Annotated in this window: 23 protein-coding genes; 12 read left to right on the top strand and 11 right to left on the bottom strand. The window is 72.9% G+C overall.

Annotation, left to right across the window (positions count from 1 at the left end; translation table 11 throughout):
- Positions 1–384: 384 nt before the first annotated feature.
- Complete coding sequence (locus RIC31_RS04895; protein WP_350103697.1) at positions 385–801, bottom strand: hypothetical protein; 417 nt, start codon at positions 799–801, stop codon at positions 385–387.
- A 326-nt stretch (positions 802–1,127) separates the two neighbouring features.
- Here RIC31_RS04895 and RIC31_RS04890 point away from each other — a divergent pair, with 326 nt between their 5' ends.
- The 6 genes from RIC31_RS04890 (at position 1,128) to RIC31_RS04865 (ending at position 6,040) form a co-directional block, all read left to right on the top strand.
- Positions 1,128–2,144: an NADP-dependent oxidoreductase gene (locus RIC31_RS04890; RefSeq protein ID WP_350103695.1), complete on the top strand. Its 1,017-nt coding sequence runs from the start codon at positions 1,128–1,130 to the stop codon at positions 2,142–2,144.
- Positions 2,141–2,857: a glutathione S-transferase N-terminal domain-containing protein gene (locus RIC31_RS04885; protein WP_350103693.1), complete on the top strand. Its 717-nt coding sequence runs from the start codon at positions 2,141–2,143 to the stop codon at positions 2,855–2,857. The genes RIC31_RS04890 and RIC31_RS04885 overlap by 4 nt, the downstream gene beginning before the upstream one ends.
- Entirely contained in the window at positions 2,854–3,795 is a 942-nt protein-coding gene (locus RIC31_RS04880; RefSeq protein WP_350103691.1) for a 2-dehydro-3-deoxygalactonokinase, read from the top strand. Before RIC31_RS04885 ends, RIC31_RS04880 begins: the two co-directional genes overlap by 4 nt.
- A complete protein-coding gene (locus tag RIC31_RS04875) occupies positions 3,792–4,433 on the top strand; it encodes a 2-dehydro-3-deoxy-6-phosphogalactonate aldolase (RefSeq protein WP_350103686.1) in 642 nt (213 codons plus the stop codon). Before RIC31_RS04880 ends, RIC31_RS04875 begins: the two co-directional genes overlap by 4 nt.
- Before the next feature lie 26 nt (positions 4,434–4,459).
- Complete coding sequence (locus RIC31_RS04870; protein WP_350103684.1) at positions 4,460–5,371, top strand: NAD(P)-dependent oxidoreductase; 912 nt, start codon at positions 4,460–4,462, stop codon at positions 5,369–5,371.
- 120 nt (positions 5,372–5,491) lie between these two features.
- Positions 5,492–6,040, top strand: a complete 549-nt coding sequence (locus RIC31_RS04865; protein WP_350103682.1) for a PAS domain-containing protein — start codon at positions 5,492–5,494, stop codon at positions 6,038–6,040.
- A 21-nt stretch (positions 6,041–6,061) separates the two neighbouring features.
- Here the strand turns inward: RIC31_RS04865 and RIC31_RS04860 are convergent, their stop codons facing one another.
- Positions 6,062–7,228, bottom strand: coding sequence for a M20 aminoacylase family protein (locus tag RIC31_RS04860; RefSeq protein ID WP_350103680.1), 1,167 nt, complete (start codon positions 7,226–7,228; stop codon positions 6,062–6,064).
- Between the two features lie 11 nt (positions 7,229–7,239).
- Positions 7,240–8,400: a M20 aminoacylase family protein gene (locus RIC31_RS04855; RefSeq protein WP_350103678.1), complete on the bottom strand. Its 1,161-nt coding sequence runs from the start codon at positions 8,398–8,400 to the stop codon at positions 7,240–7,242.
- Positions 8,401–8,484: 84 nt separating this feature from the next.
- Between RIC31_RS04855 and RIC31_RS04850 the strand changes: the two genes are divergently transcribed.
- Positions 8,485–9,036, top strand: coding sequence for a GNAT family N-acetyltransferase (locus RIC31_RS04850; protein ID WP_350103675.1), 552 nt, complete (start codon positions 8,485–8,487; stop codon positions 9,034–9,036).
- Positions 9,033–9,527 carry a GNAT family N-acetyltransferase gene (locus tag RIC31_RS04845; RefSeq protein WP_350103673.1) on the top strand — a complete coding sequence of 165 codons (495 nt, stop codon included), beginning with the start codon at positions 9,033–9,035 and terminating at the stop codon, positions 9,525–9,527. Before RIC31_RS04850 ends, RIC31_RS04845 begins: the two co-directional genes overlap by 4 nt.
- 52 nt (positions 9,528–9,579) lie before the next feature.
- Here the strand turns inward: RIC31_RS04845 and RIC31_RS04840 are convergent, their stop codons facing one another.
- Both RIC31_RS04840 and cobA read right to left on the bottom strand, forming a co-directional pair.
- A complete protein-coding gene (locus RIC31_RS04840) occupies positions 9,580–10,947 on the bottom strand; it encodes a cobyrinic acid a,c-diamide synthase CobB (RefSeq protein WP_350103671.1) in 1,368 nt (455 codons plus the stop codon).
- A complete protein-coding gene (gene cobA / locus RIC31_RS04835) occupies positions 10,944–11,783 on the bottom strand; it encodes a uroporphyrinogen-III C-methyltransferase (protein WP_350103669.1) in 840 nt (279 codons plus the stop codon). The genes RIC31_RS04840 and cobA overlap by 4 nt, the downstream gene beginning before the upstream one ends.
- Positions 11,784–12,030: 247 nt before the next feature.
- Between cobA and RIC31_RS04830 the strand changes: the two genes are divergently transcribed.
- The 4 genes from RIC31_RS04830 (at position 12,031) to RIC31_RS04815 (ending at position 14,620) form a co-directional block, all read left to right on the top strand.
- Positions 12,031–12,318 (top strand): helix-turn-helix domain-containing protein, encoded by a 288-nt coding sequence (locus tag RIC31_RS04830; protein ID WP_350103667.1) that lies wholly within the window; start codon positions 12,031–12,033, stop codon positions 12,316–12,318.
- A gap of 90 nt (positions 12,319–12,408) precedes the next feature.
- Positions 12,409–12,738: a putative quinol monooxygenase gene (locus RIC31_RS04825; RefSeq protein WP_350103664.1), complete on the top strand. Its 330-nt coding sequence runs from the start codon at positions 12,409–12,411 to the stop codon at positions 12,736–12,738.
- A gap of 45 nt (positions 12,739–12,783) precedes the next feature.
- Positions 12,784–13,872, top strand: coding sequence for a cobalt-precorrin-5B (C(1))-methyltransferase (locus RIC31_RS04820; RefSeq protein WP_350103662.1), 1,089 nt, complete (start codon positions 12,784–12,786; stop codon positions 13,870–13,872).
- On the top strand, positions 13,865–14,620 hold the full coding sequence (locus RIC31_RS04815; RefSeq protein ID WP_350103660.1) for a cobalt-precorrin-6A reductase: 756 nt from the start codon (positions 13,865–13,867) through the stop codon (positions 14,618–14,620). Before RIC31_RS04820 ends, RIC31_RS04815 begins: the two co-directional genes overlap by 8 nt.
- 102 nt (positions 14,621–14,722) lie before the next feature.
- Here the strand turns inward: RIC31_RS04815 and RIC31_RS04810 are convergent, their stop codons facing one another.
- From RIC31_RS04810 to RIC31_RS04785, 6 genes are read right to left on the bottom strand one after another with little or no spacing between them, the layout of a single operon-like run.
- The gene (locus RIC31_RS04810; RefSeq protein WP_350103658.1) at positions 14,723–15,163 is read right to left on the bottom strand and encodes a GNAT family N-acetyltransferase; all 441 of its coding nucleotides are present in this window, start codon (positions 15,161–15,163) and stop codon (positions 14,723–14,725) included.
- A 20-nt stretch (positions 15,164–15,183) separates the two neighbouring features.
- Positions 15,184–15,957 carry a precorrin-4 C(11)-methyltransferase gene (cobM, locus tag RIC31_RS04805; RefSeq protein ID WP_350103655.1) on the bottom strand — a complete coding sequence of 258 codons (774 nt, stop codon included), beginning with the start codon at positions 15,955–15,957 and terminating at the stop codon, positions 15,184–15,186.
- A complete protein-coding gene (cobJ, locus tag RIC31_RS04800) occupies positions 15,954–17,738 on the bottom strand; it encodes a precorrin-3B C(17)-methyltransferase (RefSeq protein ID WP_350103654.1) in 1,785 nt (594 codons plus the stop codon). Before cobJ ends, cobM begins: the two co-directional genes overlap by 4 nt.
- Complete coding sequence (gene cobI / locus RIC31_RS04795; RefSeq protein WP_350103652.1) at positions 17,735–18,439, bottom strand: precorrin-2 C(20)-methyltransferase; 705 nt, start codon at positions 18,437–18,439, stop codon at positions 17,735–17,737. The genes cobJ and cobI overlap by 4 nt, the downstream gene beginning before the upstream one ends.
- Positions 18,436–19,659, bottom strand: a complete 1,224-nt coding sequence (gene cbiE / locus RIC31_RS04790) for a precorrin-6y C5,15-methyltransferase (decarboxylating) subunit CbiE (protein WP_350103650.1) — start codon at positions 19,657–19,659, stop codon at positions 18,436–18,438. The genes cobI and cbiE overlap by 4 nt, the downstream gene beginning before the upstream one ends.
- A 2-nt stretch (positions 19,660–19,661) precedes the next feature.
- The gene (locus tag RIC31_RS04785; protein WP_350103648.1) at positions 19,662–20,288 is read right to left on the bottom strand and encodes a precorrin-8X methylmutase; all 627 of its coding nucleotides are present in this window, start codon (positions 20,286–20,288) and stop codon (positions 19,662–19,664) included.
- Between the last annotated feature and the right edge of the window lie 74 nt (positions 20,289–20,362).

Here is a 20,362-nt window from a genome sequence, read left to right as displayed (position 1 = left end):
AGAGCTTGAGAGTGTATTCCGGCATGGCTTGCGTCGCGTCAGGAAGTCCGCCGGCCAGGAGCGGCGGCGAAGGCGATGCGGCGCATCGGCGAGACGTCGCGACGCCGTCGGCGGGCTTCCTGACGCGACCCGAAGGGCCGGCTTTCCGCGCCCGTCCGCGGCGTCGGCCGGCTTGCCCGATGCACCGCATCGCGCTGCGCCGGCCTCCTGGCGGACGGACGCGGAAAGCCGGCGCAGGCCATACCGGAATACATTCTCAAGCTCTCAGGTCATCATATGCCTGGAAGCTCCGCGGACGCAGCGCCGGGCAGAGCACCGGCCGGACCGCCTCGAAAAGGCGTGCCCGGCCGGACCTCTCCCTCGAAACCGGTATGCGTGCCGGCGTCAGCCGCTGATCTTGGCGGCCGGCTTCGCCGTCGCGTCGAACGCCGTCGGCGCGTCGATCTTCGTGAGCATTTCGGCGCAGAGCTTGGCCGAACCTGCAACCGGGTCGTCCAGGCCGGCCAGGGTCACCCAGCCGCCGGCCGCGACGAAGTCGTCCTGCTTCCAGGAGTCCTCCTTCTTGAGGTCGGCGAGCTGCATCGCGAAGCCGTCGCTGCCCTTGAAACGCGCAACGCAGACGTCGGCCGCGAGCTGGATGCGCCCTTCGCTGCGGGCGTCGCTCGCCATCTTGGCGGCGGTTCCGCCGCCGACCCAGCCGCCGAGCGTGAAGCCCACGATCACGGTGGCGACCGCACTGCCGGCGCACGACCAGAACCAGAGCGACTTCGAAGGCTGGAACTCATTCCACTTGCTGCTCATGCCAATTCTCCCGTCAAATTGAATTGTGGATATTCTTATGATCAGCGGCCAATTTGCCAGATATTGATCTTCATGTCGATTGTATTTCGCTGTATTTTTCTGATTATCCGAATGTATTATTTTGGAAACCATGAAAAGCATATCGCTTTGTCAATTGAATATCATCGGGTTGGCGGAGGAAATACACGCTCGTCGAGCATTTTTTTTACGATGAGATTTTGTGACAATTGATCTGCAGCCGACCCGTACCGGCGCGCGAAAGCGGCGCTGGCCTGCCGCCGTCCCGGCGCTATGATCCGCCCGGACGATCTTCGACCGGGGTGGCGATGGCTGACGAAAACCTGCACGTCGTGCTGCGCGCGCGACCGAACCCGTCGGTGACGGCCGGGCTGTTCGAGCCGGTAGCGGCGGGCATGCCGTCCGTGGGAGACGGACAGTTCCTGATCCGCGTGATCTGGCTTTCGCTGGAGCCGGCGATGCGCGGCTGGATCGCCGAGGCCGCCAACTACGCCACGCCGGTGCCGCTCGGCTCGCCGATGACCGGGTTCACCGTCGGCGAGGTCGTCGAGTCGCGGCATCCCGCCTATCCGGTCGGCACCATCGTGCAGGGCCGCCAGGGCTGGCGGCGCTACGCGGTGTCCGACGGGTCCGACATCGACCGCAAGGTCGACCCGGCGCTGGCGCCGATCGCGACGGCGGTCTCGGTGCTCGGCATCAACGGGGCGACCGCCCATGTCGGGCTGGTCGAGGTCTGCGACCCGAAGCCGGGCGAGACCGTGGTGGTGACCACCGCGGCCGGTGCCGTCGGATCGATGGTCGGGCAGATCGCCAAACGGCTCGGCTGCCGCACGGTCGGGGTCGCGGGCGGCCCCGACAAGGTCCGTGCCTGCCTGGAGGAGTTCGGCTTCGATGCCGCGATCGACTACAAGGGGACGCCGGACCTCGGCGCGGCACTCGACGCGGCCTGCCCGGACGGCGTCGACTGCTTCTTCGACAATGTCGGTGCCGAGCAGTTCGATCGGGTGCTGGAGCGTATCAACGTTGGCGCGAGGATCGCGATCTGCGGTACCATCGGCATGCCGTCGTTCCCGCTGCCGGTGGGGCCGCGGCCGAACCGCCAGTTGCTGATCAAGCGCGCCAGGATGCAGGGCTTTCTGATTCTCGACCACTTCGACCGCTACGCGGCGATCATCGACCGGCTCTCGGACTGGCATCGCGCCGAGCCGTTCCGCTGGCGCGAGGACGTGACGGACGGGCTGGAGGGCGCCGGCGCGGCGCTGGTCCGCCTGCTGTCGGGCAATAACGCCGGCAAGGCGCTGGTGCGGGTGGGAGTGGATCCATGAGCGGCCGGCCGATCCTGTACGAGCGTGCGGGTCTCGAGGGCCTGTGCCCGAGCCCGGTGTGCTGGCGGACCCGCATCGCGCTGGCGCTGAAGGGTGTCGACGCCGAGCGCCGGGCGATGCGATTCGCCGATGTCGACCGGCTGGCTGAGATCACCGGCAGCCGCACGGTCCCGGTGCTGGCCATCGACGGGGCGATGGTGGTCGGTTCCGACGCCATCGCCGCCCGCCTGGACGCGATGGTGCCCGACGGCATGCCGCTGATGCGCGGCGACGCGGCGGCCGTCGGGGCCGATCTGGAGCGGGAGTTCAGCCACCGGATCGGCCCGCTGGTCGGCGCCGACTTCGTGCGCCGCCTGCTGCCCGAGGACCGGGACTACTACAAGCAGAGCCGCGAGGCCCGGTTCGGCAAGAGCTTCGAGGAACTGGAGACCCTGCGCCCGGGCCTGGAACTCGATCTCGCCTTCTCGCTCGGCCGGCTCGAGCCGCAACTCGAGGAGCACCGCTATCTGGGCGGCGACGAGATCGGCTGGCTCGACATCGTGGTCTACAGCTACCTGGCGTGGATCGCCTTCGCGTCGCCGCGCTCGGTACCGGAGCTGGTGAACCCGGTGCGCACCTGGTTCGAGCGTCACGATGCCGAGTGGCGGACGATCTGCCTCGAGCCGACGATCCCGCCGGCGGCCGACCCGGCCGAGGCGGATCCCGCCCCGTGACCGTCGCCGAGGTCGCGGAAGTCGCATCGCTGGGAATCGACTGGGGTACCACGTCCTTCCGGGCCTATCGGCTGGATGCCGGCGGCGGCGTGCTGGCGGCGCGGCGGGCCGATGCCGGGATCCGCGCGGTGGACGACGGCGACTTCGACGGCGCCCTCGAGCAGCTCGTGGGCGACTGGCTGGACGCGTCGCCGGACGTGCCGGTGGTGATGTCGGGGATGATCGGCAGCCGCCAGGGCTGGCTGGAGGCGCCCTACCTGGCCTGCCCGGCGGCGGTCGCGGACCTCGCCGGCGCCTTGGTGCCGCTGGATCTGGCGCGCGGCCGCCGGGTGTTCGTCGCGCCCGGGCTGTCGACCCGCAGCGCCGACGGTATCCCGGACGTGATGCGCGGCGAGGAGGTCCAGATCCTGGGGGCGGTCGACCGGATCGGCGTCGACCGGGCGACCCTCTGCCTGCCCGGCAGCCACTCCAAATGGGCCCGGGTCGAGGGCGGGCGGGTCACCGGCTTCGCCACCTACATGACCGGCGAGGCGTTCGATGCCCTGCGCCGTCATACCATCCTCGGCAGCACCATCGACCACGCGGCGTGGGACGACGCGGCCTTCGCGGCCGGGGTCGAGCGGTCCGGGGCGGCCGGCGGCCTGCTGCATCACCTGTTCGGTGTGCGGGCGTCCGGCCTGTTCGGGGAACTCGACCCGGCCCGGTCGGGGGCGTTCCTGTCCGGGCTGGTGATCGGCCACGAGCTGCGGGCAGCGGTCCCGGAGGGTGCGTCCGCCGGTGGCGACCCGGTGGTGCTGATCGGCGAGGCCGGGCTGGTGCGGCTCTACGCCGAGGCGCTCGCCCGGCTCGGCATACCGTCGCGCGAGGGTCCGTCCGACGCCGCGGCGCGCGGCCTGCACCGGCTGGCGACGCATGCGACGGAGGCGCGCGGATCATGACCGCCCTTGATTCCTGGTTGGAGCGCCTGCCGCTAGTGGCGATCCTGCGCGGCATCCGCCCCGAGGAGGCGGTGGCGGTGGGCGAGACCCTGGTCGACGCCGGCTTCGCGATCGTCGAGGTGCCGCTGAACTCGCCGTCGCCGCTGGACAGCATCGCCCGGCTGTCGGCGGCGCTCGGCGACCGCGCCCTGGTCGGGGCCGGTACCGTGCTGACGCCCGAGGCGGTGGACGGGGTGGCGGCCGCCGGCGGCCGGCTGGTCGTGATGCCGCATGCCGATACCACGGTGATCCGGGCGGCCAAGGGGGCGGGGCTGCTCGCGGTTCCGGGCTTCGCGACCCCGACCGAGGGGTTCGCGGCGCTCGCCGCCGGTGCCGACGCGCTGAAGCTGTTCCCGGCCGAGGCGGCCCCGCCGGCCGTGCTCAAGGCCATGCTGGCGGTGCTGCCGGCCGGCGTGGCGGTGCTGCCGGTCGGCGGCATCCGGCCGGAGACCATGGCCGGGTACTGGCTTGCCGGCGCCCGCGGCTTCGGTCTCGGATCGGCTCTCTACAAACCCGGCGACGCTCCTGCTACGGTGCACCGGAAGGCAGTGGCCTTCCGGCAGGCGTTCGACGCCCTGCGCGGAAGCATGACGGCCTGATCGTCTGGTCCCTCGGAGGTCCGAGAATGCCGTCGCCGCGCGTTGCCTTCCTGGGCACTGGCCTGATGGGCGCGCCCATGGCCACGAACATCGCCCGCGCCGACCTGCCGGTCACCGCCTGGAACAGATCCCCGGAGAAGTCGGCGGATCTGGCGCAGTACGGGGTGCGGGTCGCCGACAGCGCGGCCGAGGCGGTCGCCGACGCCGACGTGGTCTGCGCCATCGTGACCAATGCCGATGCGGTCGAGGACGTCCTGTTCGGCCATGGCGTCGCCGCCGCCATGCGGCCGGGGGCGATCTTCGTCGACATGAGCTCGATCCCGCCGAAGGTCGAGAAGCAGCACGCCGAGCGTCTGGCGGCGACCGGGCTGCGGCACCTGGACGCGCCGGTGTCCGGTGGCACCCGCGGCGCCAGCGAGGCCAGCCTGGCGATCATGGTCGGCGGCGAGAAGGACACCTTCGTCGACGCCACGCCGGTGCTGGCCGCGATGGGTCGTCCGACCCGGGTCGGGCCGGACGGCGCCGGGCAACTCGCCAAGCTGTGCAACCAGGTGATCGTGGCGATCGGCGTCGGCGCGCTGTCCGAGGCGATGCTGCTGGCGGCCGCCGGCGGTGCCGACCCGGCGTCGGTGCGCGAGGCCCTGCGCGGCGGCTTCTCCGAGAGCCGGATCCTGCAGGAGCATGGCCAGCGCATCGTGGACCGCAACTGGCTGCCGGGCGGCCAGGTCCGCAACATGCTCAAGGACCTGAACGCGGTGATCGAGGCGGCCGACGACTGCGGCCTCGACCTGCCGTTCGTGAGCCTGGCGCGCTCGCTGTACCAGTCGCTGTACGACCGCGGCGTGACCGGCTACGACCACACCGCCCTGCTGCTCGAGATCGAGCATCGCAACGCGCCGCACCGGGTCGGCGACAGGCCGGACCTGACACCGATGTGAGGCCTCGCGGGCGCGACCGGCCCCCATACGATGGTAACCATTCGTTAATTATAACGACCTAATGTCTTCCGGGGGGCGTGGCACTGGCGCGATCCAGCGCGAGCGGCAGGGGGAGTTTGCATGATTTCGACCCCGGGGGTCCGTCCGGAGGGCGGGACGGTCGAGGAAGTCGGTTCGGTCGAGCAGGTTCTGCAGGAATTGCTGGCGCGGCTGGAACACGAAACCACGCCGCAAAAGGTCCAGCTCATGCGGTACTGGCTGTCGCTGCGCGAGAACGGCGCTGTCGACTATCGCCGGTTCGATCCTCTGGACATCCCGAACCTGCTGCGCGACCTCGCCGTCGTCGAGGTCGAGCGCCCGGGGCCGCGCTTCCGGTTCCGGCTCTACGGAACCCGGGTCGCCGACATTCGCGGCAAGGACCTCACCGGTCAGTATATCGGCGATCCCGACGTGTTCCCGCCGGACCTGAACCGGATCTACCTGCAGAGCTACGTCGAGGTGCTGGAGAGCGGGCGGCCGGTGTTCAGCATCGTCCCCTACGAGCTGGAGCGGCGCTCGGTCGGCAATTATCACCGGCTGCTGCTGCCGTTCACCGACAGCCAGCGGGGCGCCGGAACCTGCGACTTCATCCTGCTCAGCTTCCAGAGCGTGCCGCTCGAGCGGAACTGACCCGCTACGACGCCTCCCCGGTCAGGGCCGGGACAGCCGGTCCTCGACCAGCCGGGCCCAGAAGCTGGCGCCGTGAGGCAGCAGCTCGTCGTTGAAGTCGTAGTCCGGATGGTGGACGCCGGCGGTGTCGCCGTTGCCGGCCCAGAGATACGCCCCCGGGCGCACGTTCAGCATGTAGGAGAAGTCCTCCGCCCCCATCATCGGCTTCGGGTTGCGGTCGACCCGCTCCTTGCCGGCCAGGGCCTCGGCGACCTCGGCGGCGACCGCGGCCTGCGCCGGGTCGTTGATGGTGGCCGGGTAGCCCTTCAGGTACTCCAGCGTCCCGGTCGCCCCGAAGGTGGCGCACACCCCGTTCACGATGCGCTCGATGCGTTCCGGCAGGCTGGCCTGGACCTGCGGGTCGAACACCCGGCAGGTGCCGCGCAGCTCGACCGAGTCCGGCACCACGTTGAAGGCATTGCCGCCCTCGAACTGGGTGACCGAGATCACCAGCGCGTCCTGCGCCTCGATGTTGCGCGAGGTGATGGTCTGCAGGGCCATCACCAGGTGCGCCCCGACCACCACCGGGTCGATGCCCTGGTGCGGCATGGCGCCGTGGCTGCCGCGGCCCTGGACCTTGATGATGAAGTTGTCGCGGGCCGCCATCATCGGGCCCGGCGACACCGCGAAGTGGCCGACCGGGATGCCGGGGATGTTGTGCATGCCCCAGACCGTGTCGCAGGGGAAGCGCTCGAACATCCCCTCCTTCACCATCCGGTCGCCGCCGCCCTTGCCCTCCTCGGCGGGCTGGAAGATGAAGTTCACGGTGCCGTCGAAATTCCTGGTCTCCGCCAGGTACCTGGCGGCGCCCAGCAGCATGGTGGTGTGGCCGTCATGGCCGCAGGCGTGCATCACGCCGTCATTGGTCGAGCGGTGGTCGCGCGGGCCCTCGCCGCGCTCCAGGATCGGCAGCGCGTCCATGTCGGCGCGCAGGCCGATGGTGCCGGTGCCGCTGCCGGCCTTCAGCACCCCGACGATGCCGGTGCCGGCGATGCCGCGATGCACCTCGATCCCCCACTCCGCCAGCTTGGCGGCGACCACGTCGCTGGTGCGGTGCTCCTCGAAGCCGAGCTCCGGATGGGCGTGCAGGTCGCGACGCCACTCGGTCATCTCGTCGGCGAACTCGGCGATGCGGTTGACGATCGGCATTGTGAGTCTCCTTACGCGCGCTTCAGCTCGCGCTCGACCAGGGTCGTCCAGTAGCTGGCGCCGTGCGCCAGCAGGTCGTCGTTGAAGTCGTATTCGGGATGGTGGACCGCCGCGCTGTCGCCGTTGCCGGCGAACACGTAGCAGCCCGGCACCGCGTTCAGCATGTAGGCGAAATCCTCCGAGCCCATCAGTGGCCGGCGGTCCGTCATGACCCGGCTGGCGCCGGCGACCGCGGTCGCGGCGTCCTGGGCGACCCGGGTCGGCTCGGCCGCGTTCATGGTGACCGGGAACACCTGCCGGTAGTCGATCTCGGCGCTGGCCCCATAGGTGGCGCAGACCCCGTCGACGATGCGCTGGAACCGGTCCGGCAGCGAGGCGTGGATGTCCGGGTCGAGGGTCCGGCAGGTGCCGCGCAGCACCACGCCGTCCGGGATCACGTTGAAGGTCTCGCCGGCATGGAACTCGGTGACCGACACCACCAGGGCGTCCTGCGCCTTGATGTTGCGGCTGGTGATGGTCTGCAGGGCGATCACCAGGCTGGACGCGACCACCACCGGGTCGATGCCCTGGTGCGGCATGGCGGCGTGGCTGCCGCGGCCCTGGATGCGGATCTCGAAGGTGTCGCCGGCGGCCATCACCGGTCCCTCGACGACCGCGAACTCGCCGAGCGGGATGCCCGGCATGTTGTGCATGCCGTAGACACGCTCGCAGGGGAACTGCTGGAACAGGCCGTCCTCGACCATCTTCTTGGCGCCGCCGATCCCCTCCTCGGCGGGCTGGAAGATGAAGCGCACGGTGCCGTCGAAATTCCGCGTCTCGGCCAGGTAGCGGGCGGCGCCCAGCAGCATGGTTGTGTGGCCGTCATGGCCGCAGGCATGCATGACCCCGTCGTTGGTCGAGGCGTAGGGCCTGCCGGTCCGTTCCCGGATCGGCAGCGCGTCCATGTCGGCGCGCAGACCGATGGCGCGGTCGGCGCTGCCGCATTTCAGCACCCCGACCACGCCGGTCCCGGCCAGCCCGCGATGCACCTCGATTCCCCACTCGGCGAGCTTGGCCGCCACCACGTCGCTGGTCCGGGCTTCCTTGAAGCCGAGCTCCGGATGAGCGTGGAGGTCCCGGCGCCACTCCGCCATCTCGGGGGCGAACTCGGCGATGCGGTTGACGATCGGCATGGCGGGCTCCGGGTTGCGGACGGACGAGCAGCGGAGTATCGAGCGGGCAACGCTCCATCGCAACCCGGGACCCGGACAGAACCGATGCCCGAGTTTCGCATCCCCACCGTCGCGACCGGCAGGCTGACCCTGCGGCCGTTCGTTGCTGCCGACCGGCCGGACTATGCGGCGCTTCGTGCCGATCCCGACGTGGTGCGTTTCCTGCCGGGCGGCGAGGCCCTGGTGCCGTTCGCGAACGAGATCGCGGAATCCCGCATCGCCGCCTTCCGCGATGCCTGGTCGCGCGGCTATGGGGTGTGGGCGGTCGAGGAGACGGCGACCGGCGCCTTCGTCGGCCAGGCCGGCCTGGCGTCGATGGAGCGCTCCGGCGAGGTCGAGGTGCTGTATGCGCTGGCCCGGCCGTTCTGGGGCCGCGGCTATGCCCGCGAGGCGGCGGCGGCGGCCCTGCGCTTCGGGTTCGAGCAGGTCGGGCTGGAGCGGATCGTCGCCTTCGTGGTGCCGGAGAACGCCGCCTCGTCGCGGGTGCTCGAGGCGGTCGGCCTGCGCGCCACCGGCGACACCGACTACAACGGGTTCCGGGTCCGCGGCTACGAGATCGCGGTTGCGGAATGGCGGCGGACGGCGGGGGGATCATGACGGCCGCCATCCGCCTCGCGGCGGCGGCCGACGCCGTGGCCCTGGCGGCGCTGGCCGCGGAGTTCCACGCGGCCCATGGCGATCCGACCGGCCACCTCACGCCCGAGGCGATCCGCCGCGACGGCTTCGGGGACGAGCCCGAGTTCCGGGTGCTGGTGGCGGAGGACGCCGACGGCCTGGTCGGCTACGCCCTGTTCTACGACGCCTACGAGCCGGCATACGCGGCCTGCGGCGTCTACTTGGCCGACCTCTACGTCCGTCCGTCGGCGCGCCGGTGCGGCCTCGGCCGGCGGCTGATCGCGGCGGTCGCGGATCACGGCCGCGCCCGCGGTCGCCGCTATGTCTGGTGGGTCGCGCAGGCCGGCAACACCGAGGCCCGGGCGTTCTACAAGACGCTGGCGTCGGTCGAGCTGTCCACCATGGCCTATGCGGTGGTGGACGCGGACTTCGCCACGCTCGCCGAGGAACATGCCGGCCGGGAGCCGCGTTAGCGTCCCGCCGGACGGCAATGTTCACCTTACGGTCGGTCGTGGTTAATTTTGGTTAATTTTCGCGTTCCGTTCCGTTTTCGGGCATTCGGGTGCGGTCGCGGTCGATCAAGTGCATGTAGGATCCGAGGATCCGGCCCCGGCGCAGCCCGGTCTCGCCGACCCCGTTGCCGAGCGCGTCCTCGGCCGTGAACGGCCGGTCGGCGGCGCCCTCCCGGCCGATCGACGAGTAGTGGAACTCGTGTCCGCGCAGCCGCGTGCCGGCCGGTCCGAACGGGGTGTCGGCCCTGGTCGTGACCAGCCGGTAGCCGAGATGCAGGCGACGGGCGTCGAACCGGGTGGTCAGCGGCAGCAGCCCGGCCATCCGGTGCGACCCGCCGTCGGCGTCCACCAGCGCCTCGCCGAGCGCCATGAACCCGCCGCACTCGCCGTAGATCCAGGCGTCCCGTCCGGCGGCGGCCTGCAGCCCGTGCCGGAACCGTTCGGCGGCCGCCAGTCTTCCGGCATGCAGTTCGGGATAGCCGCCCGGCAGGAACACCGCGTCGGCCGCCGGGTCGGGTGCCTGGTCGGCGAGCGGCGAGAAGAACGACAGGTCGGAACCGGCGGCGCGCCAGCCGTCCAGCAGGTGCGGGTACAGGAAGCCGAAGGCGTCGTCGCGGGCCACCGCGATGCGCGCGCCGAGCGGGGGCAGCGACCCGGTACCGCCGGTCGCCGGTCCGGCGGGGCGGGCCAGCGCCCGGACCGCGTCGAGATCGACATGGGCGTCCGCCAGGGCGGCCAGCCGGTCGAGCCAGTCGCCCAGGGCCGGATCCTCGCCGGCCTGCACCAGTCCGAGATGGCGCGACGGCCGGTCGACCGCGGCGTCGCGCGGGATCGCCCCGACCACCGGCAGCCCGAGCGGGTCGAGCGCGCGGCGCAGGAGGCCGGCGTGCCGGTCGCCGCCGATCCGGTTGAGCAGCACGCCGGCGACCGGCACCGCCGGATCGAAGCAGCGGAAGCCGTGCACCAGGGCGGCGACCGAGCCGGCCTGGCGGGCGGCGTCGACCACCAGCAGCACCGGCCAGCCGGTGCGCCGCGCCAGCGCCGCGGTCGAGCCGTCGTCGACCGCGCCCGCCGCGGGTGCCCCGTCGAACAGCCCCATCACGCCCTCGACCACGACCAGGTCGGCCTGGCTCCCGCGGGCCGCGACCAGGCCGTCGAGCAGGTCGGGACGCATCGCCCAGCCGTCGAGGTTGACCGAGGTTCGGCCGGCGGCGGCCTCGTGGAAGCGCGGGTCGATGTAGTCGGGGCCGACCTTGGCCGGCGCCACCCGCAGGCCGCGGCGCGCGAAGCCGGCCATCAGCGCGGTCGCGACCGTGGTCTTGCCGGCGCCCGAGGACGGGGCCGCGACGATCAGGCCCGGCGCTGGCAGCGGGGCGGTCACCCGGCGTGGCGCGCCCGGCCGAGCCGCAGCGGGTCCGGATCCAGCACCCGTCCCTCGGTCAGGGCGCCCAGCCAGTCCAGGCCGGCGCGCAGCCGGGCGACCGGGCCGACCACCACCACGCAGGGTGGCGCCATGCCGGCGGCCGCGGCGTCGGCGGCGGCGCTCGCCAGGGTGGTCTCCAACACCTTCTGGTCGGGCAGGGCGGCGTTCGAGACGATCGCCACCGGGGTGTCGCCGGCCCGGCCGCCGGCGACCAGCCGCCCGGCGATCGTCTCCAGGTGCTTCATCGCCATGTAGATCACCAGCACCGACGGCCCCTTGGCCAGCGCGGCCCAGTCGACCCCGGTGACCTCGCCGGTGGCGTCGTGCCCGGTGACGAAGGTGACCGCGTGGTTGGTGTCGCGGTGGGTGACCGGGATGCCGGCATAGGCGAGGCCGCCGATCCCGGCGGTCACCCCGGGCACGATCCGGAACGGCACGCCGGCGGCGACCAGCGCCAGCGCCTCCTCGCCGCCGCGGCCGAACACGAACGGGTCGCCGCCCTTCAGCCGCAGCACCCGCCGGCCGTCGCGCGCCAGCTGCACCAGCCGCAGCGAGATGTCGGCCTGTTTCGGCGACGGCTTGCCGCCGCGCTTGCCGGCGAATTCGAGGGTCGCGTCGGCCCGTGCCAACCCCAGCACGCCGTCGCTGACCAGGGCGTCGTAGACCACCACGTCGGCGCTCTGCAGGGCGTGCAGGGCATGCAGGGTCAGCAGACCGGGATCGCCCGGCCCGGCGCCGCACAGCCAGACATGGCCGGCCTCGAAGACCGGCGGGGTGTATGGGACGCGCTCCATGGCGGAAACCTACCCGAGGCCGGGGGGCCGGGCCTAGTCCCGAGGCGACGGGGCGGGGTGGAAAGCCGCCATCGGAATGCCCACCGCGCGCCGTCCATAGCTGTGCTGAGTTTGCTGGTTATATCGGAACGGATATAATGCCTGTGCTGAAGCCGCTGAGGTTTCTCGGGGACGCCCGGAGGAAAATCAACGCGTTCTACGCGCATGCCAAGCTGCGGCTGAAGAAGCTGTTGGGAGGAGACCGGCCGTGAAGATCGAAACCTACGAGACCGCCTTCGACCTGATTGCCGATACGCCTGAGGAGGCGGCGCATATGCGGGCACGTGCCGACCTCATGATACAGGTACAAGAGATCATCGAACGCAATGGCTGGACCCAGCAGGAGGCCGCGCGGCGCTGCGGGGTCAGCCAGCCGCGGGTCAACGCCCTGTTGCGCGGGCATTTCCACAAGTTTTCGCTCGACGCTCTGGTGAAGATGGCGGCGGCGCTCGGCCAGCGGATCACCATAGAGCTCACCGATCGGAACGCTGCGTAGACGCTTCACGACGGTTCGGCGCTCGCCGAAACACCGCGACCCTCCCCGTGGCACCTTGAGGCCGCACTCAGAGATTCGAGGAGAACGGTCGTGACCGACGTCAACTTCACCCCGGCCCAGCTTAACGACGGCTTCGTCGTCGCCATCGACATCGTCGCCCGGCCCGGCGAGGAGGAGTCGGTGGCCGAATTGCTCGCCGGGCTGGTTGCCCCGACCATGGCGGAGCCCGGCGTGAAACTGTTCCTGCCCTACCGCTCGCCGATCGATCCCGCGCGGTTCTTCATCTTCGAGCTCTACACCGAGGAGGCGGCCTGGGCCGCCCACCAGGAGACCGCGCACTTCAAGGCCGCGATCCCGGATCTGGTGCAGCGGGTCGCGTTTCGTGAGCGCCTGCCGTTCGTTCCGTATGCGGCGGTGTGAGCCGGGCACTGGCCGCTGACCGGCCGGCCGCGCTACAACCGCGCCATGGCCCGCAAGCCCGATGGACCCCTCAGACGCGGCTGGACGACCGGCGCCTGTGCCGCCGCCGCCACCAAGGCGGCGTATGGTGCGCTGCTGACCGGCGTCTTTCCGGACCCGGTGACGATCCGGCTGCCGAAGGGCGAGCAGCCGGCCTTCGCGCTGGCGGTCGAGGTGCTGGGCGACGGCTGGGCGTCGGCCGGCATCGTCAAGGACGCCGGCGACGACCCGGACGTCACCCACGGCGCCACGGTGATCGCCACGGTGCGGCGCGGCGCCGCCGGCTCCGGCGTGTGCTTCCGGGCGGGCGAGGGGGTCGGTACCGTGACGCTGCCGGGCCTGCCGGTGCCGCCCGGCGAGCCGGCGGTCAACCCGGTGCCGCGACGGATGATGGCCGAGGTCGTGGCCGAGCTGGCGGCCGCCCATGGCGACCCCGGCGATGTCGTGATCGAGCTTTCGATCCCCGGCGGCGAGGCGCTGGCCGGGAAGACCTGGAACCCGCGGCTCGGCATCGTCGGCGGGCTGTCGATCCTGGGCACCACCGGCGTGGTGGTGCCGTTTTCCTGCGCCGCCTGGATCCATTCGATCCACCGCGGCATCGACGTCGCCCGGGCGACCGGGCTCGACCGCGTGGTCGGCTGCACCGGCTCGACCTCGGAGGAGGCGGTGCGGCGGCGCCACGCCCTGCCGGAGACCGCGTTTCTCGACATGGGCGACTTCGCCGGCGGGCTGCTGAAATACCTGCGCGCCCATCCGGTGCCGCATCTCACTCTGGCCGGCGGATTCGCCAAGTTCGCCAAGCTGGCCGAGGGCCATCTCGACCTGCACTCGGGCCGCAGCCAGGTCGGCATGGACTGGCTGGCCGGGCAGCTCGCCGATCTCGGCGGCGACGAGGACCTGGCCGCGGCGGCGCGGGGCGCCAACACCGCCGCCGAGGTGCTGGGGCTGGCGACCGCGGCCGGGCTGCCGGTCGCCGACCGGATCGCGGAACTGGCGCTCGCCACGGCGCGCGCGGCCCTGCGCGATGCGCCGGTGGCGGTCGAGCTGCTGGTGGTCGACCGCCAGGGCGCGGTGGTCGGAGAGGCCGGTGGCTGACCGGGTCCTGATCCTGGGCGGCACCGAGGAGGCGCGGGCGCTCGCCGCCGCGCTGGCCGGCGGCGGCATCGCCGCGCCGGTGACGGCGCTGGCCGGGCGCACCGCCGAGCCGGCAGCGGTGGCGGGTGCGGTCCGGATCGGCGGCTTCGGCGGCCCGGCGGGGCTGGCCGAGCATCTGCGCGACGGCGGTTACGCCGCCCTGGTCGACGCTACCCACCCGTTCGCCCGGCAGATCTCGGCGCACGCCGCCGAGGCGGCACGGACCGCCGCGGTGCCGCGACTGGCGCTGGTGCGGCCGGCCTGGGAACCGGGCGCGCGCGACCGCTGGATCGAGGCGGCCGACGAGGCGGGAGCGGCGGCGGCGCTCGGGGATCTCGGGCTGCCCGGGGAGTCCGCGGTGTTCCTGGCGCTCGGCCGCCAGCGGGTGGCGGCGTTCGCGGAAGTCCCGGGCCTGCGCTTCGTGCTGCGGACCGTCGACCCGATCGAGCCGCCCTGGCCGGGTTGCCGCACGGTCGTCGGGCGCGGGCCGTTCGACGAGGCCGCCGAGCGGACGCTGCTCGAGACCGAGTCCGTCGCCGCCATGGCCTGCCGCAACAGCGGCGGCGGCTCCGGCCGGGCCAAGCTCGACGCCGCCCGGGCACTCGGGCTGCCGGTGGTGATGATCCGCCGCCCGCCGCCGCCGGAGCCGCCGGTCGTGGCGAGCGTGGCGGAGGCGACGGTGTGGTTGTCCGAACGGTTGAGGCGTTGATGCCGGCCCTTCGTGGCCCGCCTTCGGCGCGCACCTCAGGGCGATAGGAAGTGAAGGACCGTCATCCTGAGGTACCACCGCGCAAGCGGGGGCCACGAAGGGCTAAGCGACCAGCCGCTTGCGCAGGCGGACCGCGCCGCTGGCCTCGATGCCGGCCTCCTGCCAGCCGGCATCGCGGTAGATCCGCTCGGCCCGGGTGCCGGGCGAGGTGACCAGCCAGGCATGGCGGTGGCCGCGTTTGACCAGCCCGTCGCAGCACTTGCGCAGCAGCGCCCGGCCGATGCCGCGGCCCTGGGCCCGGGGGTGCACGTACACCGCCGCGATCTCGGCGCTCACCGGGTCGGCAGCGGCGAAGCCGTGCACCTGGACGCCGTCCGACCAGACCCAGACCCGGCTGCCGCGCAGCATCGCCGTGGCGGTCTCGACGAACCGCCCCCAGTCCTGCAGGAAGCGGTGCTCGTCGACCGAGCTCCAGATCTCATAAAGCCGCGGGAAGTCGGTCTCGGCGGCCGGCCGCAGCAGGCCCCGTCTCGGCGTCGGCATGGTCGTCCCAGGGCAACGGGTCACTCGCCGGCGGTACGCCGGACCGGCCTCAGGATATGGGCGTGGGCGCCGTCGTAAAGCGCCGAATCGCGGAATCCGTGCGCGTCGAGCGCCGGGCCGACCAGGATCAGCGCGGTGCGGGTGATCTTCTCGGCCCGCACCTTGCCGGCGATGTCGGCCAGGGTGCCGCGCAGGATCTGCTGGTCCGGCCAGCCGACCCGGTAGACCACGGCGACCGGGCAGTCGGCGCCGTAATGCGGCTCCAGCGCCCGGCGCACCTCGCGCAGGTTGCGGATCGACAGGTGGATGGCGAGCGTGGCCTTGGTGCGCGCCAGGCTCTCCAGCTCCTCGCCGGCCGGCATCGGCGACGACTTCATCGCCGTGCGGGTCAGGATCACGGTCTGCGCCACCTCCGGCACCGTCAGCTCGGTGCCCAGCGCCGCCGCGGCGGCGGCGAAGGCCGGGACGCCCGGAGTGATGGCGAACGGGATGCCGAGGGCGCGCAGCCGGCGGATCTGCTCGGCGATGGCGCCGTATAGCGACGGGTCGCCGGAATGCACCCGCGCCACGTCCTTGCCCTCGCCGTGGGCCCGCTCGATCAGCGCCAGGATCTCGTCCAGGGTCAGCGGGGCGGTGTCGACCACCAGCGCGTCGGCCGGGGCATGCGCCACCACCGCGGCCGGCACCAGCGAGCCGGCATACAGGCAGACCGGGCAGCGCGCGATCAGGTCGCGGCCGCGGATGGTCAGCAGGTCCGGGTCGCCCGGCCCGGCGCCGATGAAATGCACGGTCATGTCGGATCCTTGAAGGTCAGCACGGAGCCCGGCTTCCCGGCATAGCCGCGCGGGGTGTAGACCCAGGTGCCGCCGTCGCCGCGCGGCACCGCGCGGGTCGCCGACGAGCCGACCAGCACCACGGTCAGCATGTCGACGGTCTCCGGGTCGAGCTCGGCCAGCGTGGTGACGCTCACGGTCTCCTCGGGCCGGCCGAGCGAGCGGGCCAGCACCACCGGGGTGTCGGCCGGGCGATGCCCCATCAGGATCGCCCTGGCGGCGTGCAGCTGGGTGCGGCGGCGGCGGGACACCGGGTTGTAGAACGCCACCACGAAGTCGCCCTCGGCGGCGGCCCGCAGCCGGCCCTCGATCGCCTCCCAGGGGGTCAGCAGGTCGGACAGCGAGACCGTGCAGAAGTCGTGGCCGAGCGGGGCGCCGACCCGGGCCGCCGCCGCCTGCAGGGCGGAGATGCCGGGGGCGACCCGTACCTCGACCCGCCGCCAGTCCGGCCGGCCGGCCCGGTCCAGCAGCTCGAATACCAGGGTCGCCATGGCGTAGATGCCGGGATCCCCCGATGAGACCAGGGCCACGTTCCGTCCGGTCGCGGCGAGGTCGAGGGCGAAGCGTGCCCGCTCCTCCTCGGCGCCGAGCGGGAAGGCGTGCCGTGCCGCGCGGCCCGCCGCGGGACCCAGCAGGTCGAGATACAGGTCGTAGCCGACCAGGTCGTCGGCGGCGGCGACCAGGGCGTCGACCTCGGGGGTGCGCCAGTCCGGCGTGCCGGGGCCGGTGCCGACCACCGCCACCAGCCCGCGGGCCCGGCCGATGGTGGCCGCGTCGATCGGTGCCGGCGCCTCGGCGACCGCACAGGTGGCGCGGGTCGAGCGGTTCTTCGGCACCGCCAGCATAGCCTCCGGGCCGGCGGCCGCCAGCGCCGCACCCTCGGCGACGCCGTGGCAGCCGACCTCGCGGAACACCACTTCCGACGGGTTGGCCAGCCGCGGGGTCTCGGCCTCCAGCCGGGTAGCGTCGAAGAACCGGGTCGGCACGCCGAGTCTGGATGCGACTGCATGAACCGCCGGTTCATCGGCCTTCAGGTCGAGCGACACCACGCAGGCCACCGCCTCGGGCGCCAGGCCCGCTTCCGCCAGGGTGGCGCGTACCAGGTTCCACAGCTCGTCCGGGTCGCAGCCGCGCTCGCACCCGACCCCGAGCGCCAGGGCGGCCGGGTGGTAGACCAGCCGGTCCAACCGGTCCTCGAGCCTGCGGGTGGTCGCGACCAGGGCGACGGCGCCGTCCTCGGCCCGCGGGATCGACGATCCGTCGAGCCAGGGCAGGTGTCCCTCGACCCGGGCGGACGCGCCCTTCAGCAGGGCGGCGGCGGCTTCCTTGTGGCGCCCGGGGTTGGCCAGCGTCCAGCCCGGCGGCGGGGCGTCCAGCGCGACCCCGAAGCGCAGGTCGCTGGCGGTGGTGATCGCCGGCGCTACGCCCAGGGCCGCGGCGATGGTCCGGGCCAGGTCGTTGGCGCCGCGGTGGCCGCCGAGCAACGGCACAACGGCCGAGCCGTCCTCGGCGACCGCCAGCACGGGAGGCTCGTCGGACTTGTCGGCGATCAGGGGGCTGAGCGCACGCACCGCGATCCCGGCGGCCCCGACCAGCACGCACGGACGCCCGCGGCGGAAGGCGGCCCGCAGGGTCTCGGCGACACCGGCGGCGGGATCGACCACCCGGCCGCCGGTGGCCTCGGCGATCCGACCGGCGGTCGCCCGGCCGGAGGCGGTAACGGGGATGACGTCGGGACTCACGACCAGGCCTCGCCGCGACGGTGGATCAGGATGGTGGAGAAGTAGGGCGCGCCGCCGGCCTCGACCGCGTCGAGCGGCAGGATGCGTTCGGTCCCCATGGTGGCGCGCTCGACATAGCGCGCCCGGTGGGCGAGGCCGAGCCGGTCGAGCAGGGCGCGGATCCGCGGAAAGTGCCGGCCGACCTTGATGATGGCGGCGGCGTCGACGCCGTCCAGCCGGGCCGCCAGCACCGCGTCGTCGAGCGGGGCGGGCAGCACCGCCAGGGTGTCGTTGCGGGCCGCCAGCGGGCTGCCGAGCCGGGCCGCGCAGGCGGTCAGCGACGACACCCCGGGCACCACCTCGACCCGGTGGCGCTCTGCCAGCCGCCCGAACAGGTACATGAAGGAGCCGTAGAAGAACGGGTCGCCCTCGCACAGCACCGCGACCGAACGGCCGGCGTCCAGCGCGACGCCGAGATGCCCGGCGGCCTCGTCATAGACCGCCTGGGCCGGGGCGCGCGCGACCGTCATCGGGATGCGGATGGCGTATTCCTCGACTCCGTCCGGCAGATGCTCGGCCACGATGGCGCGGGCCAGGCTGTCGCCGTCCTCCAGCGCGGGGTAGGCGACCAGGTCGATCGAGCGCAGCAGGCGCAGCGCCTTCAGGGTCAGCAGCTCGGGATCGCCCGGCCCGACGCCGAGGCCGTACAGGGTGCCGGTCATCCGCCTGCTCCGAACGGCTTCGCGATCCGCCACTGGGTCACCGGCATCAGCGGCCGCCAGCCGTGGAACGGCCCGACCGGCTCGGCCCGCTCGACCGAGATCCGCACCAACTCGCCGCCGAGTTCGGCCCGCTTCGCCAGCAGGACCGCCTCGCTCTCCAGGGTGACGGTGTTGGCGACCAGCCTGCCGCCGGGCCGCAGCGCCGCCCAGCAGAACTCGATCACGCCGGGCACCGAGGCGCCGCCGCCGACGAACACCGCGTCCGGTGCCTCCAGCCCGGCCAGCGCCGCCGGAGCGGTGCCGTCGACGACCGTAAGGGCTGGAGTGCCCAGCCGCTCCGCGTTGGCGGCGATCATCGCCCGCCGCGCCGGCTTCGGCTCGACCGCGATCGCCCGGTTCAAGATATGCGTTCGCATCCACTCCACCGCGACCGAGCCGCAGCCTGCGCCGACGTCCCACAGCAGCTGGCCCGGATGCGGGGCGAGGGCGGCCAGGGTCATGGCCCGGACCTCGCGCTTGGTGATCTGGCCGTCATGGGCGAAGGCGTCGTCCGGCAAGCCCGGCAGGCTGGCCAGCGGCCGGGCATCCGGCCCGGCGGCGACGGTCACGGCGATGGTGTTCAGGTCGTCGCCCGGCGGGTGGTCCCAGGTGTCGGCGCGACCGTCGAGGCGACGCTCGGCCGGCCCGCCCATGCGCTCCAGCACGGTGACGGCACTCGGCCCGAAGCCGCGCTCGGCGAGGCGGGCGGCGACCGCGGCCGGGGTGGCGGCGTCCTCGGACAGCAGGATCAGCCGGGCGCCCGGCTGCAGATGCGGTTCCAGCAGCGCCATCGGCCGGCCGTGCAGGGTCAGCAGCGTGGTCATGTGCTCGGGCCAGCCGAGCCGGCTGCACACCAGACTGCGGGCGGAAACCCCGGGAAGCACGATCATCTCGTCGAGCGGGATCCGCCGGGCCAGCGTGGTGCCGATGCCGAAGCAGAACGGGTCGCCGGTCGCCAGCACGCAGACCCGGCGCGGCTTCAGTGTCGCGATGGTCCCGACCAGGGCGCTCAGCGGCGACGGCCAAGGGATGCGCTCGCGCCGGTCCCCGGCCGGCAGCATGGCCAGGTGGCGGTCGCCGCCGACCAGCACCTCGGCCGCGTCGACCAGGGCGCGGGCCGCCGGCGACAGGGCGTCCAGCCCGTCCTCGCCGACCCCGACGATGCTGAGCCACGGGGCCATGCTCAGTGGCCCTCCCGCGCCAGGGCGTTGACGGCGGCGGAGGCGATGGCGCTGCCGCCGCGCCGGCCCAGCAGGGTCAGGTAGGGAAGATCGGTCGATGCCAGTGCATCCTTCGACTCCGCCGCCCCGACGAAGCCGACCGGGAATCCCAGGATCGCCGCCGGTCGCGGCGCGCCCCCGGCCAGCAGCTCGAGCAGCCGGAACAGCGCGGTCGGGGCGTTGCCGACCGCCACCACCGCGCCGGCCAGGTGCGGCAGCCACAGGTCGACCGCGGCCGCCGATCGGGTCAGGCCGGCTTCCCTGGCCATCGCCGCCGCCGCCGGGTCGTCGAGGGTGCACAGAATGCGGTTGCCGGCCGGCAGCCGGGCCCGGGTGATGCCGGCCTCGACCATCTTCGCGTCGACCAGGATTGGCGCCCCGGCCGCCAGGGCCGCCCGTCCGGCGGCGGCGGCATCCGGCGCGAACCGCAGGTCCGGGGCGATCTCGACCATGCCGCAGGCGTGGATGAGACGGACGGCGACGCCGCGCTCCGTCGCATCGAAGCGCCCGAGGTCGGCCTCGGTCTCGACGATCTCGAACGACCGCCGGGTGATCTCGGCCGGATCGGTGACCCAGCTACGGGAGGGCACGAGGGGCCTCCATGCTTAGGGCCCGGTGCGCGTCGGTGGGGTCCGGCTCGACGCGGCCCGCTGGTGCGGCCCGC

The organism is Thalassobaculum sp., assembly GCF_040219615.1.
In the GTDB taxonomy this organism is placed as follows: domain Bacteria; phylum Pseudomonadota; class Alphaproteobacteria; order Thalassobaculales; family Thalassobaculaceae; genus Thalassobaculum_A.
Note: the sequence above shows the minus strand (reverse complement) of the source record. Positions and strands in the feature narration are given on the sequence as shown.

Excerpts from the sequence above, each read along its gene's own strand:
- RIC31_RS04860 (WP_350103680.1), bottom strand. The coding sequence starts at position 7,228 with ATGCCGATCGTCAACCGCATCGCCGAGTTCGCCGACGAGATGACCGAG.
- RIC31_RS04850 (WP_350103675.1), top strand. The coding sequence starts at position 8,485 with ATGCCCGAGTTTCGCATCCCCACCGTCGCGACCGGCAGGCTGACCCTG.
- RIC31_RS04855 (WP_350103678.1), bottom strand. The coding sequence starts at position 8,400 with ATGCCGATCGTCAACCGCATCGCCGAGTTCGCCCCCGAGATGGCGGAG.
- RIC31_RS04885 (WP_350103693.1), top strand. The coding sequence starts at position 2,141 with ATGAGCGGCCGGCCGATCCTGTACGAGCGTGCGGGTCTCGAGGGCCTG.
- cbiE (WP_350103650.1), bottom strand. The coding sequence starts at position 19,659 with ATGGCCCCGTGGCTCAGCATCGTCGGGGTCGGCGAGGACGGGCTGGAC.
- RIC31_RS04870 (WP_350103684.1), top strand. The coding sequence starts at position 4,460 with ATGCCGTCGCCGCGCGTTGCCTTCCTGGGCACTGGCCTGATGGGCGCG.
- RIC31_RS04810 (WP_350103658.1), bottom strand. The coding sequence starts at position 15,163 with ATGCCGACGCCGAGACGGGGCCTGCTGCGGCCGGCCGCCGAGACCGAC.
- RIC31_RS04845 (WP_350103673.1), top strand. The coding sequence starts at position 9,033 with ATGACGGCCGCCATCCGCCTCGCGGCGGCGGCCGACGCCGTGGCCCTG.
- RIC31_RS04820 (WP_350103662.1), top strand. The coding sequence starts at position 12,784 with ATGGCCCGCAAGCCCGATGGACCCCTCAGACGCGGCTGGACGACCGGC.
- cobA (WP_350103669.1), bottom strand. The coding sequence starts at position 11,783 with ATGGAGCGCGTCCCATACACCCCGCCGGTCTTCGAGGCCGGCCATGTC.
- RIC31_RS04865 (WP_350103682.1), top strand. The coding sequence starts at position 5,492 with ATGATTTCGACCCCGGGGGTCCGTCCGGAGGGCGGGACGGTCGAGGAA.
- cobM (WP_350103655.1), bottom strand. The coding sequence starts at position 15,957 with ATGACCGTGCATTTCATCGGCGCCGGGCCGGGCGACCCGGACCTGCTG.
- RIC31_RS04890 (WP_350103695.1), top strand. The coding sequence starts at position 1,128 with ATGGCTGACGAAAACCTGCACGTCGTGCTGCGCGCGCGACCGAACCCG.
- RIC31_RS04895 (WP_350103697.1), bottom strand. The coding sequence starts at position 801 with ATGAGCAGCAAGTGGAATGAGTTCCAGCCTTCGAAGTCGCTCTGGTTC.
- cobI (WP_350103652.1), bottom strand. The coding sequence starts at position 18,439 with ATGACCGGCACCCTGTACGGCCTCGGCGTCGGGCCGGGCGATCCCGAG.
- RIC31_RS04875 (WP_350103686.1), top strand. The coding sequence starts at position 3,792 with ATGACCGCCCTTGATTCCTGGTTGGAGCGCCTGCCGCTAGTGGCGATC.